This window comes from Clostridium thailandense (assembly GCF_019207025.1).
Taxonomy (GTDB): Bacteria; Bacillota; Clostridia; order Clostridiales; family Clostridiaceae; genus Clostridium_AM; species Clostridium_AM thailandense.
On record NZ_JAEEGC010000050.1, the window covers coordinates 31,934 to 47,106 of the forward strand.

The window sequence follows — 15,173 nt, forward strand, 5'->3', positions numbered from 1 at the left end:
AGAATTTCAAATATATGTATAAAATAAATACTTTTACATTTATAAAAAAATTTATCATATCATAAAAAAAGATATCTCATAATCAAACGAGATATCTTATATTAATTTTAATGTTATTCTGCACTTAAACCTGCTAAGTTCAATAAATTCCAAGGTTTGTTATAATGTGGTTGAAAAAAGAAATCAACAAAAGCTAATTCATCTATAGTCATTCTACTTTGAATACATACTGACATTGTATTTATAGACTGCGTTAAATCTGCTTTTGAAATAATCTGAGCACCTAAAATTCTTTTAGATTTTTTTTCATAAACTACTTTTAGTTGCGCTAAATCATAAGTAGGCATAAATTCTGGACGGTAGTTGTCTTCAACCATTACGGTTTTAATATCTATTTTATATGTTTTAGCAGAACTTTCAGTTAATCCTGTAGAAGCTATGTTATAATCGTAGATTTTAATTCCAGAGGTGCCTTGAGTTCCCATATATTCAATAGTTGGTTTAACTAAATTCCTAGCAACTAATGTTCCCATACGAACTGCATTTGTAGCAAGTGGAATATATTCTTGCTTTCCTATCGGATTGTACATAACAGAACAGCTATCTCCAGCTGCATATACATCTTCTTTACTTGTTTGCATATATTCATCTACTATAATAGCACCATTACCTAACATTTCAAGCTGCCCTTTAAAAAGCTCTGTACTTGGTTTGAAGCCAATAGAAAGTATTACTAAATCCGCCTCATACTCGCCTTTATTCGTAACCACTTTTGATACTTTTTCATCTACTCCTTCAAATCTCGTAACTGTTTCACCTAAGGCTAGCTTTATAGAGTGCTCTGCTAAAGCTTTTTCTGCTTTATCTGTAAATTCTTTATCTAAATATTTACTTAAAATGCGATCTTGACTATCGATTAATGTTACATTCTTACCGTTCATTTGAAAAGCTTCCACTAGCTCTACACCTATATATCCTGCTCCTATAACTACTATATTATTGGCCTTTTGTGATTTTTCAATTATAGCATTTGAGTGATAGTAGTTCTTGGATATCAATATATTTTCTAAATTACTTCCATCAATTTTAGGTAATATTGGCCATGAACCTGTGGTTACTATTAATTTATCAAAAGTATCTTCAAAATCTTCACTGGTTTTTAAGTTATGAACCTCAAGCTTCTTTTTGTCTATGTCAACAGATATTACATCATGAGACATTTTCGTAGTTACTCCTAATTCTGCTAGTTTTTCTGGCGAACTATAAAATAGCCCTTTAGGATCTTTGACTACACCACCAACATATAATGCTATTCCACAAGATAAAAATGAAATTGTGTCATTTCTCTCATATACTGTTATCTGTGCATCAGGATATAATTTAGCACAATTCACTATAGCTGCAGTTCCAGCATGTGTGCATCCTATAACAACTATTTTCATTTACACTGCCCCCTTAATACAATTTTGATATTGTATATGATACCCTTGATTTCTATGTCTTACTCAAAATCCTTTGACTACCTTTTTACGTAATATTGTGAACTCTTGAATGTAGAAAAAATGGGCTGTTACAACAGCCCAAATTTAAGTTATTTTCCTCCATTTGCAATAAAATCTAATACAGCCTGACATGTCGCATATCTATCTGCGCCTTTTATCAATTTAGTACAATAAGAAGTGAAGCTTCCAGCACCTACACAATAAACATTTTTAATGTTTGAATAATCATAAGGTCTATTGTTATCTATGGTAGAACACTTTAAATAATCTGCCAGGTACTCTGCTGCTCTTTCATCAACTCCATTATTAAAACATACTATATTTTCCACAATATTTCCTCCTATTAGCTTGTTATAAAAGGCATCTGTCATAACATCTAAATCTACGTTACCTGATATTCCTGATACTTGACCACTTTCTGAATACTGCCATATAACATAACTTCCCCATAGAGGCGTGCTTGGACTAGAAACTCCATAATTTGCTATCCATAATGGATATTTAGTTATAGCTGCATTCAAATAAGAATTTATATAGCTTGGATTGCAATAAATTACAGCCACTGCAACATTAGATATAATGTCTAAAAAAGCTAAACAAGCTTCTGTCATATCTCCACTACATTGTTGTTCAAAATCTAATGCAACAAAATCTGGTTTTACGCTGCTGCAGTTATTTACAAAGAAATTAGCTTCTTTTATAGCTGTTGATACATCTGTAAATCTAGCAAAATGGTATGCTCCTGCAATTAGCCCTACATCCTTTGCATTAGTTATATTTTGTTTATAATACGAATCAACAAAAGTAGTGCCTTCAGTAGCTTTAGCAACTATGAAACTCTTTCCATCCTTTTTAACTAGGCTCATATTAACATTACCATTCAAATTACTTATATCTATTCCTTCCAAATATATCACTCTCCCTCTAGTAAATGTTATGTTGACAAACCTTATATGTGCAATTTTTTACTATTGGTTATAAAATAAAAATTATTATCATAAATAAGAAAAGTGTACTCATGGATAGCATAAATACACTTTCATTTAATTTATATTAATAATGCACTCGAATCAACCAGAACTTTATATTTTTGTCACTCCATCCAAGATCCCAAGGCACTCTATTTCTATCCACATTATGACAACTAACTAAAGAATATCCTTTTGTATCAACACCTGTTACAACTGAAATATGTGTAATATCTCCTTTATTTTCATAAGCAACAAAATCTCCTGGAAGTAGTTGATAAGAATTCTTATATACCTTTTCATAATTACCATATGCAATAATCGATGCTCTACCACTATAGATCATATACTCTTTAAATCCATCAGCATTTAACCATGCACGCGTTGCATCCTTGCTATTATAGTTCCAAAGGTAGTTTTTTCTAAATCCTCCTCCTTCAAATAGTATTTGAGAGGCAAAATTCGCACAATTTCCTCCTTGAGGATTGTAGTCTCTGTATTTTTTATTATATTTAAATCCATATTCTTCCTCACTAGCTGCTCCACAATATTTATTGGCATATTCTACAGCCTTAACTCTTCTTTTACTTATATTCGAAATATCTCTTGATTGCTTAGATAATATATATTGTCTAATTGAATCAAATTTCAAGTTTTCTAAATTCAGGGAATCTGCAAAAGGATCTTCATACCATTCTTTTTTAATTATCCATACTCCATTTTTATTTTCAATGTCTAATATATGATGAGTTCCTATTCTACATGTATTCACTAATTCTGGTTGACTTTCATATATATACTTATACTCTGTTGAACACAACAAATTTACTGTATATTTATCTCCACTGCCTTTAACGTTCCTGATTACTATTTTAGGTAAAATATCAGTAAATCTAACTCCTTGCTTTTCTTCCCAATTGTGAATATACTTTACCTTTTTCTCTTCATGTTCATAAGCCCACATTCCAAATCTAGTGCTTTTATCAAAAATAGATCCTATCAGTTCTAAATCCTTATTTAATATAGCTTTATTTCTATTTTCGAAAATCTTTTGTATTGAATTAGTAAGTTCTTCATTAGCATTAAGATTCTTACTTAGTACTTGATTGGTATGACATATATGTATTAGTAAAGATAGAGTAGTTAATAATATAATTTTTATAGCTATTTTTCTATGTTTTTTTATCATATAAAATTTCATATCCTAATTCTCCTCTACTTTTTAATACAAAATATATTTATTCTAATATTACTTTAATAATTGATTAATTTTCTCAATATATGCTTTAGTAGAAGCCTCTTCTAAGTTAATTCCTTTGTACCATAATGATTTATCATCATTAATATTCGTAAAATATTTAGCTTTCAGAATAATTTCCGGTCTATATTCAAAATGTAAAATGTCAAAATGTCCCCATTTTCCTCCCCATACAAAGTTATTTTTTTCAAAAGTTTCAACTATTTCTTTGGAGTATGAATTTAAACGTTCTTCTCCTTCTTTAGCTGAAGACCATTTCCAATAATCCCTTCTATCACTTGCAAGATCTATAGCAATACCAAAGGAATGAGGACTTAAGCGATTGGTCCCTGCAACCAATCGATAGTTAAAAGTGCCACTACAAGGGAACAAGCATTTCCTAACAACTTGATTTTCTTTTGAAAGAGGTACAAGATTTTCCATAGCGGTTTCAAGTGCTTCTGCAGCTCTGTTATTATTATTAAAAAGAACGCGTGTATATTTTAAATTTACACTTTTAAGATTTTTCTCTATCTGTTGCCTAGAAGATCCATAAACTTCTTTTAATAAGTCATAAGATCTGTATCTACCAGGATCATGATTTTTATCCATTAATTTATAGATATCTGTTAATGGATAAGGCTGCTCCATAGTATCTTGCAAATCTGCATTTTCAAGTTTTTCCTCGAAGGTTTTTACTTTTTTATCGTCATATAAAATTTTTTTGCCAGATTTCATTATTAAATATACATAATTGTTGTCAGCACAATTAATGTCTTTTATATATTCTGGATAAGCCATCATTAAACATAACAAGTCCTGCTTCATTTTAACATCATATTCATAGGCATTTAAGTCTCTAGAATTAGAAGCTTTTACTATATTTGTTGAGTTAACCAATAGAAAAAAAGTTACTATATAAATAAATTTCTTTTTCATATATATGATCACCTTTCTTACTTATTAATTTAATTTCTCTGATTTTCAATATAATTATTCACTCAGTAATCCGAATTACATATTTTTTTATTTTAATTGTATTTATATGCAAAAATTTACATATAAAAGAAACTGTCGCACTATAGTGCGACAGCCTCTTTTTAAACTTACTTTTTGCAAGCTGTACTAAGTTCATTTATAAACTTTTTCACATTTTCTATAACTTCTTCTTTGTTTTCTGCCTCCATTATCTTTTTTATAACGGCGCTTCCAACTATAACACCATCACAATAAGTTTTTAATTCTTCAGCCATTTTTGCACTTGATATACCAAAACCTAAAGCCTTAGGCACATCTGTGTACTCTGCCACTACTTTCATATATTCCTCTATGTTTGTGCTTATTTCATTTCTAGCACCTGTAACTCCCATAGTTGATACACAATATATAAAACCTTTAGCACCTTCTACTATAGCCTCTATACGTTCTTTAGAAGTTGGCGCTACTAATGGTATCAAGTATACATTATACTTATCTGCAATAGCTATAATATCTTTCCTTTCTTCTAAAGGTAAATCTGGTATTATTATTCCATCTATACCCACTTCACTGCATTCACTCATGAACTTTTCCATTCCATATTTAAATATTGAATTATAATACAACATATATACAAGAGGCACTTCAGTTTTTCTTCTGACTTTTTTCACCGTGGCCATTATTTTAGTTATTTTAGCTCCATTTTGCAGTGCTACATTGGATGCTTCCTGTATAACTACACCGTCTGCAATAGGATCTGAGTAAGGTATCCCAAGTTCAATTATATCAGCACCTGCCTCTTCCATTGCAAGAACTAAATCATAGGTTGCATCTAAATTAGGATATCCTGCTGTTACAAATGGTATTACTGCTTTTTTTCCTTTTTCTTTTAACTCTTTAAATTTTAAACCTATTCTATTTTCCATTATAGTTCTACCCCCATTATTTTTGCTACAGTATTTATATCTTTATCTCCCCTTCCTGATAAGCACACAATTATAATCTTATCTTTAGGAAGAGTTGGCGCGAGCTTCATGACATGAGCAACGGCATGTGAACTTTCTAGAGCCGGAATTATACCTTCTGCACAAGAAAGATAAGTAAATGCATCTAGTGCTTCTTTATCAGTTACCGCTTCATATTGTGCCCGTCCTATTTCCTTGTAATAGGAATGCTCTGGTCCAACACCTGGATAATCAAGTCCCGCTGAGACTGAGTAAGCAGGAAGTATTTGCCCATCTTCATCTTGAAGTACATAGGTCATCATACCATGAATTACTCCTACTGAACCCTTAGTTATAGTAGCTGCATGTTGATCTGTGTCAACACCCAAGCCTGCTGCTTCTACTCCTACTAACTTTACATCCTTATCTTTTGCAAATGGATAGAATATTCCCATGGAATTACTTCCACCACCTACACAAGCTACTACATAGTCTGGAAGTCTTCTCTCTTTCTCCAAAATTTGTTTTCTCGCTTCATCTCCAATTACCCTTTGAAAATCTCTAACTATGCTTGGATAAGGATGAGGTCCCATTACTGAGCCTATTACATAAAAAGTAGTGTCAACATTTGTAACCCAATCTCTCATCGCCTCATTTACTGCATCCTTAAGAGTACGGCTTCCTGTAGTTACAGAGTTGACTTTTGAGCCCATTATTTTCATCTTAAACACATTAAGGGCTTGTCTTTCTACATCCTCCTCACCCATATATATTTCACATTCCATACCAAACATTGCTGCTATAGTTGCCGTTGCCACTCCATGTTGTCCTGCCCCTGTTTCAGCTATAATTCTCTTTTTTCCCATTCTTTTAGCTAAGAGTATTTGTCCTAATGCATTATTTATTTTATGTGCTCCAGTATGATTTAAATCTTCTCTCTTAAGGTATATCTTAGCTCCACCTAATTTTTCAGTTAACTTTTCGGCAAAATATAGTGGGTTTTCTCTTCCTACATATTCCTTAAGATAGTATCTGTACTCCTCCATAAATTTTTCGTCATTTATTGCTTCATTATATTCTTTCTCCAGCTGAATTACTGCACTCATTATAGTTTCTGGTACATACTGTCCTCCAAATTTTCCAAATCTTCCATTCATTAAAAATTCCTCACTTTCTCTATAAAACTTTTTATTTTTTCAAAATTTTTTACTCCATTTTCTTCAACACCACTAGAGACATCTACTGCATAAGGCTTAACCTTCCTTAAGGCTTCCTCTATGTTTCCAGGATTTAACCCGCCTGCCATCACTAAAGGTTTTGTTATTTTTAAGTTATTTAATATGTTCCAATTAAAACTCATACCAGAACCTCCACTACTTCCCTTAGCACTACTATCTACAAGCATAGCTTCTATATTGTATTTACTTATATCATTTATTTTTTCCTCATATCCTTTTATAGCCTCTTTCAAGTCTTCTTGAGAAGAACTGGCCACATCTATACTCATACACTTCCACAATTTAAATTCCTGAAGTGCCTGGATATAGTTTTTATCTTCAATACCATGTAATTGAATTACATTAAGCTTTAAATTAACTGCTATACATTTTACTTTCTCTATATCATCATTTTGAAAAACTCCTACAGTTTTTATTCTTTTATCTAACTTATCTATTATGAGCTTTTTACCCTGCTCCAAACTCACCTGTCTCTTGCTTTTGCAAAATACAAAACCAACATAATCTGGAAGAAGTTCGTTTGCGTATTTTATATCTTCTTCTCTAGTTAAACCACATACTTTTACTAAAGTCATATGCTCTTTTTTAAACCCCCTTTGCCTTTGCTGCGAAGTTTCTAATCTTTTTAATATTATCTATATTCCTCATAAAAGTTTCCCCTATAAGTACTGCCTTCACCCCCAAACCATTTAAGTAATTGATATCTTCTGGAGTTTTTATAGCACTTTCGGATATTACAAGAATTCCAGATGGTATATTTTTTATAAGCCTTTCTGTGTTTGTTAAATCCTCTGTGAAATCCTTAAGATTTCTATTATTTATACCTATAATAGAACAACCACTATTTAATGCTATTTTTAATTCCTCTTCATCATGAATCTCTACCAAACAATCTAGTCCAATGCTACAGGCTAAATCATAGTATTCTTTTAGTTTATCTTTTAATATGGACACTATAAGTAAAATTGCATCTGCACCTATAGCCTTTGATTGATGTATCTGGTAAGGATCAACTATAAAATCTTTTCTTAAAATAGGTTTTGAATTAACTTTTTTAACTTCCCTTATATATAAATCATTTCCCTTAAAAAAATTTTTTTCAGTAAGAACAGACACTGCATCTATATCTATATCCTCATATATTTTGGCTATTTTAATTGGATTAAAATCTTCTAAGATAACTCCTTTTGAAGGAGATGCCTTTTTTATTTCCGCAATGATTGATATTTTTTCTTTACTAAGTGATTTTTTAAAGTCTCTTTTAATCTCTTTGTTGCACCCTTCCATCAGCTTATCCAAAGAAATCTCTTCTTTTTCTAATCTCAACTGCTGTATTTTGTACGCTACTATTTCATCTAATATCATTATTCGCACCACCCCTTTCATTGAACTTTTAGCATTTTTTAGAGGACAGAGGACTGTTTTATTTAATTTGAAAGACTCTTGCTATATTCTACTAATTCCTTCAATTTATTATAAGCAGCACCTGAATCAATAAGTTCCCCTGCCAGCTTTACACCTGCTTTAATACTTTCACTTACCTTACCAACATATAATGCAGCTGCACTGTTAAGCACCACAATATTTCTCTTAGGACCTTTACTACCCTTAAGTACTTCAAGTATTATTTTCCTATTTTCTTCTGCACTCCCACCTTTTATATCCTCAATACTTGCAAGTTTAATTTCAAAATCTTCTGGATTTATAGTATAATCTATTATTTTTCCCTCCTTCAATTCACTCACATGTGTAATAGTTGTTGTTGTTATTTCATCTAATCCATCTCCTCCTGAAACCACCATAGCCCTTTCACAACCTAAATTTAAAAGCACCTGTGCTATTGGATTGGTCAATTTTTTATCATATACACCTAGCATCTGACCCTTTACAAAGGATGGATTAGTAAGTGGACCTAACACATTAAATACTGTTCTTATGCCAAGCTCCTTTCTTGGCATAGCTGCATTTTTCATGGCACTATGGTATTTTTGAGCAAATAGAAAAGCCATTCCTTTTTCATCAATACATTTTTTTGCTTCTTCCGGCTGTAAATTTATATTAAACCCCAGTTCTTCAAGCACGTCAGCACTACCGCTTTTGCTCGAAACTGCTCTATTACCATGCTTTGCTATTTTAACTCCTGCAGCAGCAGCAATTATGGAGGCAACTGTGGATATATTAAAGGTTTTTCCTCCATCACCACCGGTACCGCAGGTATCAATAACATAATCTGCTTTTAATTTTAAAGGAACAGCATTATCCCTAATAGCTTTTGCAAAGCCTGTTATTTCTTCTACCTTCTCACCTTTCATTCTGAGACCCATAAGAAATGCTCCTATTTGAGAATTTGTTCCCTTCCCTTCCATTATTTCATTCATAACGGAGTAAGCTTCTTTTTCTGTTAAGCTTTCCTTAATTGCAACTTTTTTAATTGCTTCCTTCAACATGACATATCCCCTCCACAAAATTTTTAATCATGGTTTTTCCCTGCTCTGTAAGTATTGATTCCGGATGAAATTGAAGTCCATAAACTTCGTATTCTTTGTGTTTAACTGCCATTATTTCTCTGTCATCTAAGCTTTCTCCAGTTATCATGAGCTCTTTAGGCAATGTATCCTTTTGTATTATTAATGAATGATATCTCATAACTTGTATAGAATCTTTTAAGTCTTCAAATAATTTATTTTTTTTAATTTCTATGTAGGAGGTTTTACCATGCATTATGTTATTGGCTCTTATTACCCTACCTCCATAAGCACAGCCAATAGCTTGATGTCCAAGACATATACCCAGGATTGGAATACTGCTTCCAAAATTTTTTATTACTTCTATACATATACCCGCATCCTCTGGTATTCCTGGTCCTGGTGACAATATAATCCCTTCTAGATTTAGTTTTTTTATATCTTCTATAGATATTTGATCATTTCTAATGACTTTTATATCTTCATATATTTCACCAATATATTGATAAAGATTGTAAGTAAAAGAATCATAATTATCTATTAAAAGTATCATTATATCACCTCTATCATAGCCATAGCCTTATTTAATGTTTCCTGATATTCATTTTCTGGAACTGAATCATATACAATACCTGCTCCAGCCTGAACATATGCATATTCATCCTTAAATAATATGGTTCTTATTGCAATACAAGTATCCATATTTCCGTTAAGTGAAAAATATCCAACTGCACCTGCGTAGATTCCTCTTCTAGTGTTTTCTAGCTCATCAATTATTTCCATCGCTCTTATTTTAGGAGCCCCTGATACAGTACCCACAGGCAAGCAAGATATTAAACCATCTAAGTAGCCTAAATCTTTTCTTAGTTCTCCTGAAACTTTAGAAACTATATGCATAACATGGGAATAAAAATCTACTTTCATAAATTCATCTACTTTTACAGAACCAAACTCACTTATTTTTCCTATATCATTTCTTCCTAAGTCTACCAACATCAAGTGTTCTGCTCTTTCTTTTTCATCACTAAGCAATTCTTCTTTTAATTTTAAATCCTCTTCTAAGCTCTTCCCTCTAGCCCTTGCTCCTGCTATCGGGTTAGTCATAACCTTACCGTTCTTCACTGATACCAAACTTTCTGGTGAGCAGCCTGCTATTTGAAACTCTTCGAAATCCATATAAAACAAATATGGTGAAGGATTTTTCGCTCTTAATCTCCTATATACATCAAAGGACTTTGATGTATTTTTAAACTGCAGTCTTTGTGATAAGACCACCTGAAAGATATCTCCTGATTTTATATATTCCTTAGCATTTTCTACCATATTGCAGTATTCTTCCTTTGTAACGTTAGAGGCAAAAGCTTTTTCTCTATTTGCTTCTGGAAGCTTATGAATTATACTTCCTGTAATTATCATATTTTTTAAGTTTTCTAATTCCATAACTATAGCTTCATATTCCTCATCCTCATCTTCTAACACATTATAGATTAAATAAATTTCATGCTTAAAGTGGTCATAACAAATAAAAGTTTTATAAAACATAATATAAGCTTCTGGAGTCTTTATAGTGTCTTCATTTTCGTTTGGTAATTTTTCATATTGCCTTATTACATCATAACTTGCATATCCTACAGCTCCTCCTGTAAATGGTACAGAAAGTCCAAGGGGTTCATAGGGAATATCTAAATATTTTTTTATATGATCTAATACCCTTCCCTGTATGTTTGTTACTCCCTTCTCATCTTCTATAGTTATATTATTTCTATAGCTTTTTACTTTCCTATGAGGATTCACTCCAGCAAAGGAATACCTTCCCATTTCCTTTTCCGAATATACACTTTCGAGTAAAAACTTGTATTTTCCCTCTAGATTATAGTAAATGTTTATAGGTGTAACTTCATCTCCACTAATCTTTTTAAATACTGGGAAGGCTTTTTTTAAACTTTTATAATAATAAAATTCTTTCTCTGATATATTAATCATCTATATATCCTCCTTCTTTTCAAGTAAAATTAATGCTAGCAAAGTAAATTTAAATGCAAAAAAAGCCATTCAATCCACAAAATGGGACGAAATGACCGCGGTGCCACCCAAATTAGTTCGCACTTATGGTGTATTTTGAGAAATAAAAAACACCTCATCCACAAAGGACGAAATGCTAAATTTCGTTATACCACCTAAGTACAAAACTATCTCTTCCGGGTACAGATTTTACTCGATACCCTGTCTTTTTAACGGTAGACTACCGGTTACTGCTACTATCATTTCGCATCACACCTCCAAGACCCATTCAACACAGGCTACAGTATTTGGCTCACACCACTCCAAACTCGCTTAAACTAAATTCCCATATTTACTCTTTCTTGTCATAGGCTTTAACTACTTGCTCTTAATTGTATACACTTTTTTATGCTTTGTCAACAATAAAATTATGTAATATAATAAAGTATAGGTATATGCAAATATTGTTTATATACCCTGAAATATGTAGATAAAAGTTGAAATGGGGGATGGACATGACACAAAAAACATTAGAATCATTTATGGAGGTATTACCACATCTAAAGAACATAGTGCAAGAAGATGTTATGACTTCAATAACTGATACTGAAAAATTTATAGGTTATTTTCCGGGAGATAGAATGAATATGAATCTAAAAATTGGTTCGTCTATACCAGATAATGATCCTTTAAAAAAAACAATAGAAGAAAATAGAATAATATCTGCAATAATTCCTAAAGAGGTTTATGGATTTTCTTTTAAAGCAGTTACTTATCCATTAACAGATTCAGAAGGAAACGTTATCGGGGCAATTGGATATGCAAAGAACATTGAAGATGACCTCAAAATTAGTGAAGCATCAGAAAATATGTATAGCGCAATTGAAGAAACCACTGCAAGCATTCAAGAATCTCTTGAAGATATTCAGAAGTTAACCAATATGATTAACAGCATAAACGAGTCAGCAAAAGATACCGAAACAAAAATTTCAGATTCAGATAAAACAATAAATATGATTAAAAATGTAGCACAACAAAGTAATTTACTAGCTTTGAATGCAGCAATTGAATCGGCAAGAGCTGGAGAACATGGACGTGGATTTTCTATTGTAGCTTCAGAAATGAGAAAGCTTTCTCAAACAAGCAAAGAATCCAGTGAAAGCGTATATATAGAGTTAAGCGAAATGAAAAAATCTATAGAATTTATCAAAGAGCAAATAGACAATATTTTAGAAATATCTCATAATCAATACACAAAGTTTAAGGAACTTGCTACAGCTGCAGAAGAAATATCCGCAGCAGCAGAAATTCTTGTACATAGCACAAAAATAGACAATGTATAGATAAATTATATTTTTATTTAACAATAATGCAACACAAACATAACAATGGCTATTTATAATAATAGATATACTAATGAAATAAAACCTAGCAACATTACAACTCTTTTCATGCAAAGCACTGGTAGCGATGCCAGTGCTTAGTTAAAGAATTATAAAGAAAATAAGTAAAGATCTGTTATAATCTATTCAATATTCTTTTCGTGTTCTAATATGTTCCAAAATTAACAATACTATTACTTATATCAGTTTCTTCTAGTTCCTTAAGTTCTAATGATTTAACTTCAAATTCATAATCTAAAAAATTTAAGTTGTCTAGCTTCAATACCACTTGAGCTATTTGTAAAACTTTCTCATAAGAGCTGCAACTTATGTGACAATTAATTTTATCCTTGCAGATAATAAAATCTATTTTATTATCTATTCCAGCGTTATAATCATCTATAGATTCATCTACAGATTTCATAAAAACATGTTCCAAATACTTACTAATTTCTTTTTTATTAATAAACTTACTATATCTTCCTCTTAAAATTATATCTGCTTTTAATCTAAACATTTTATATACCTCCCTCTCCTTATTTAAAACACTCCCCTCTAGCTCGGACTTAATTCAATTATTCGAATACACATTTTGTCCACTTATGTTTTCTTAATAGTGAAAATCTATACTAAAATACCTGAATTTTTAATAGTATTTATACTATTAATTTTTATAATCTAGAACTATTAAGCTATAAATAAAAAGTGAGATCCGTCATTATTAGAACATTCTGATTATTGCGAGATGATTTATTTAGATAAGTTTTTTGAATTTTAATACATGTATTGATATTAATTATATTATTACCAACTAATATTTTCAATTACTAATTATCGCACATTGTTACAAAATACCCAGTATTATTACAATGTTAAAAAATTTCTAGTTATTCTGCCAAATATAGATTAAGAACTTACTTTTCTAGAAAAGAAAAGTTGACAAAATCTTATAAAATTTAAAAACATACATACCTATTTTTCTCCTAATGGCTAATGTTCAGATAAAGCAATTAATTAATAAAAATTATTAATTGATATTGACTATTTAACCGTTTTGTTGTAATATTATTATAAAAAATAGACATGATAGAAAATATTTAATATCTTTAAAAATTTTTCAAATAATTTTTACTATAAATGAAAGAAGGGGAAAATTATATGTTTAGTGAAAACTTAGCACAAGCTTTAAATGATCAGATCAATTTTGAATTCTACTCTGCACACCTTTACCTATCAGTTGCAGCTTATTTCTCATCTGTTGATCTAGATGGTTTTGCAAATTTTTTTACAGTTCAAGCTGAAGAAGAGAAATTCCATGCAATGAAGTTTTATAATTATGTAAATGAAATGGAAGGAAGAGTATTGCTAAAAGGCTTTGAAAATCCTCCTGTATACTTTGATTCACCTTTAGATGCCTTTGAAAAATCACTAGAGCATGAGAAAATTGTAAGTAAAAGAATCTACAATCTTTCCGATATTGCAATGGAAGAAAGAGAGCATGCTACTTTAAGTCTATTAAGATGGTTTATAGATGAACAAGTTGAAGAAGAGAGAAATCTCAATACAGTTATTAAAAAGCTGAAGAGAATAGAAAATGATATGGCAGCTCTATACATGTTAGATACTGAATTAGCTGCAAGAGTATTTGTGCCACCAGTTACAGCGTAAATTTCATAGTTACATAAATTGAAGGCTGTTAACAGTTTTATAGGCAAAAACGGTCGATATTTAACTTATACGCAGGGATATGTTAAATATCTGGTGTAGTTATCTATAAAAATAATATTCTATCTTAAATTCACAATATATTCTAAATTTTCTATATATTTATTTGACATTTAATGCTATAATATTATAAAAATACTTTATTTTTGGAGGTAATATAAATGACTAAATTAAATCAAGTGTACAAATGTGCTTTATGCGGAAACATTGTAGAGGTAACTCATGCAAGTGGAGGACAATTAGTTTGTTGTGGACAACCTATGACTTTACAAGAAGAAAATACTGTTGATGCATCACAAGAAAAACATATTCCTGTAATAGAAAAGACAGGAAACGATGTATTGGTTAAGGTTGGAAGTGTAGATCATCCAATGGAAGAAAAACATTATATAGAGTGGATCGAATTACAAACAGACAAATGTACCTATAAAAAATATTTGAAGCCAGGTGAAAAACCAGAAGCTGTTTTTAAAACAGATGAAGATATAGTATGCGCTAGAGCATATTGCAATTTACACGGATTATGGAAAAAAGAATAGTGTAGGAAACACAGCCGACACTTAACTTATGCTCCAGAATATATTGGCATTCTTCCGGCACCATAAATACTTTTGACAAGTCTAAAGCCCATATTTTTGAAAAAGCTAAGACTTGTAGCAAAAGTATTTAAATGTGTCTTCCAGAATGTAAATATATCCCTGAGTATAAGTTAAGTGTCTGGTGTGGTTATCTA

The 15,173-nt window shown here is 31.0% G+C and carries 15 protein-coding genes and 1 other annotated feature; of the genes, 3 read left to right on the top strand and 12 right to left on the bottom strand.

The genetic code is table 11. From position 1 onward, the window contains the following. Positions 1-113 precede the first annotated feature (113 nt). The 11 genes from I6U48_RS11830 to trpE form a co-directional block, all read right to left on the bottom strand. Positions 114-1,442 carry an FAD-dependent oxidoreductase gene (locus tag I6U48_RS11830; RefSeq protein WP_218320672.1) on the bottom strand — a complete coding sequence of 443 codons (1,329 nt, stop codon included), beginning with the start codon at positions 1,440-1,442 and terminating at the stop codon, positions 114-116. 149 nt (positions 1,443-1,591) lie between these two features. Further along, positions 1,592-2,410: a glycoside hydrolase family 25 protein gene (locus tag I6U48_RS11835; RefSeq protein WP_246615306.1), complete on the bottom strand. Its 819-nt coding sequence runs from the start codon at positions 2,408-2,410 to the stop codon at positions 1,592-1,594. A gap of 145 nt (positions 2,411-2,555) precedes the next feature. After that, entirely contained in the window at positions 2,556-3,671 is a 1,116-nt protein-coding gene (locus I6U48_RS11840) for an amidase domain-containing protein (protein WP_218320673.1), read from the bottom strand. Positions 3,672-3,719: 48 nt separating this feature from the next. After that, a complete protein-coding gene (locus tag I6U48_RS11845; protein WP_218320674.1) occupies positions 3,720-4,646 on the bottom strand; it encodes a M15 family metallopeptidase in 927 nt (308 codons plus the stop codon). A gap of 167 nt (positions 4,647-4,813) precedes the next feature. After that, complete coding sequence (trpA, locus tag I6U48_RS11850; RefSeq protein ID WP_218320675.1) at positions 4,814-5,611, bottom strand: tryptophan synthase subunit alpha; 798 nt, start codon at positions 5,609-5,611, stop codon at positions 4,814-4,816. Then, positions 5,611-6,786, bottom strand: coding sequence for a tryptophan synthase subunit beta (gene trpB / locus I6U48_RS11855; protein ID WP_218320676.1), 1,176 nt, complete (start codon positions 6,784-6,786; stop codon positions 5,611-5,613). Before trpB ends, trpA begins: the two co-directional genes overlap by 1 nt. Further along, positions 6,786-7,442: a phosphoribosylanthranilate isomerase gene (locus I6U48_RS11860; RefSeq protein ID WP_218320677.1), complete on the bottom strand. Its 657-nt coding sequence runs from the start codon at positions 7,440-7,442 to the stop codon at positions 6,786-6,788. The genes trpB and I6U48_RS11860 overlap by 1 nt, the downstream gene beginning before the upstream one ends. Before the next feature lie 10 nt (positions 7,443-7,452). Then, complete coding sequence (gene trpC / locus I6U48_RS11865) at positions 7,453-8,232, bottom strand: indole-3-glycerol phosphate synthase TrpC (protein ID WP_218320678.1); 780 nt, start codon at positions 8,230-8,232, stop codon at positions 7,453-7,455. 62 nt (positions 8,233-8,294) lie between these two features. Then, on the bottom strand, positions 8,295-9,314 hold the full coding sequence (trpD, locus tag I6U48_RS11870; protein ID WP_218320679.1) for an anthranilate phosphoribosyltransferase: 1,020 nt from the start codon (positions 9,312-9,314) through the stop codon (positions 8,295-8,297). Further along, a complete protein-coding gene (locus tag I6U48_RS11875; RefSeq protein ID WP_218320680.1) occupies positions 9,295-9,885 on the bottom strand; it encodes an anthranilate synthase component II in 591 nt (196 codons plus the stop codon). Before I6U48_RS11875 ends, trpD begins: the two co-directional genes overlap by 20 nt. Further along, positions 9,885-11,315 (bottom strand): anthranilate synthase component I, encoded by a 1,431-nt coding sequence (trpE, locus tag I6U48_RS11880; protein WP_218320681.1) that lies wholly within the window; start codon positions 11,313-11,315, stop codon positions 9,885-9,887. Before trpE ends, I6U48_RS11875 begins: the two co-directional genes overlap by 1 nt. Positions 11,316-11,394: 79 nt before the next feature. After that, positions 11,395-11,711: a binding site (T-box leader), on the bottom strand. A 137-nt stretch (positions 11,712-11,848) separates the two neighbouring features. Between trpE and I6U48_RS30085 the strand changes: the two genes are divergently transcribed. Further along, entirely contained in the window at positions 11,849-12,676 is an 828-nt protein-coding gene (locus I6U48_RS30085; RefSeq protein WP_281421815.1) for a methyl-accepting chemotaxis protein, read from the top strand. A 205-nt stretch (positions 12,677-12,881) separates the two neighbouring features. Here the strand turns inward: I6U48_RS30085 and I6U48_RS11890 are convergent, their stop codons facing one another. Then, a complete protein-coding gene (locus I6U48_RS11890; protein ID WP_218320683.1) occupies positions 12,882-13,232 on the bottom strand; it encodes a hypothetical protein in 351 nt (116 codons plus the stop codon). Between the two features lie 641 nt (positions 13,233-13,873). On the opposite strand from I6U48_RS11890, the gene I6U48_RS11895 reads away from it, so the two are divergent. Together I6U48_RS11895 and I6U48_RS11900 are read left to right on the top strand one after the other, a co-directional pair. Beyond that, entirely contained in the window at positions 13,874-14,383 is a 510-nt protein-coding gene (locus I6U48_RS11895; protein WP_218320684.1) for a ferritin, read from the top strand. Positions 14,384-14,601: 218 nt separating this feature from the next. Then, entirely contained in the window at positions 14,602-14,979 is a 378-nt protein-coding gene (locus tag I6U48_RS11900) for a desulfoferrodoxin (RefSeq protein WP_218320685.1), read from the top strand. Positions 14,980-15,173 lie beyond the last annotated feature (194 nt).

Bases quoted from the DNA above. Each gene is read 5' to 3' on its own strand.
- I6U48_RS11890 (WP_218320683.1), bottom strand. From the start codon at position 13,232: ATGTTTAGATTAAAAGCAGATATAATTTTAAGAGGAAGATATAGTAAG.
- trpC (WP_218320678.1), bottom strand. From the start codon at position 8,232: ATGATATTAGATGAAATAGTAGCGTACAAAATACAGCAGTTGAGATTA.
- I6U48_RS11900 (WP_218320685.1), top strand. From the start codon at position 14,602: ATGACTAAATTAAATCAAGTGTACAAATGTGCTTTATGCGGAAACATT.
- I6U48_RS11840 (WP_218320673.1), bottom strand. From the start codon at position 3,671: ATGAAATTTTATATGATAAAAAAACATAGAAAAATAGCTATAAAAATT.
- trpB (WP_218320676.1), bottom strand. From the start codon at position 6,786: ATGAATGGAAGATTTGGAAAATTTGGAGGACAGTATGTACCAGAAACT.
- trpA (WP_218320675.1), bottom strand. From the start codon at position 5,611: ATGGAAAATAGAATAGGTTTAAAATTTAAAGAGTTAAAAGAAAAAGGA.
- trpE (WP_218320681.1), bottom strand. From the start codon at position 11,315: ATGATTAATATATCAGAGAAAGAATTTTATTATTATAAAAGTTTAAAA.
- I6U48_RS30085 (WP_281421815.1), top strand. From the start codon at position 11,849: ATGACACAAAAAACATTAGAATCATTTATGGAGGTATTACCACATCTA.
- I6U48_RS11860 (WP_218320677.1), bottom strand. From the start codon at position 7,442: ATGACTTTAGTAAAAGTATGTGGTTTAACTAGAGAAGAAGATATAAAA.
- I6U48_RS11830 (WP_218320672.1), bottom strand. From the start codon at position 1,442: ATGAAAATAGTTGTTATAGGATGCACACATGCTGGAACTGCAGCTATA.
- I6U48_RS11895 (WP_218320684.1), top strand. From the start codon at position 13,874: ATGTTTAGTGAAAACTTAGCACAAGCTTTAAATGATCAGATCAATTTT.
- trpD (WP_218320679.1), bottom strand. From the start codon at position 9,314: ATGTTGAAGGAAGCAATTAAAAAAGTTGCAATTAAGGAAAGCTTAACA.
- I6U48_RS11875 (WP_218320680.1), bottom strand. From the start codon at position 9,885: ATGATACTTTTAATAGATAATTATGATTCTTTTACTTACAATCTTTAT.
- I6U48_RS11845 (WP_218320674.1), bottom strand. From the start codon at position 4,646: ATGAAAAAGAAATTTATTTATATAGTAACTTTTTTTCTATTGGTTAAC.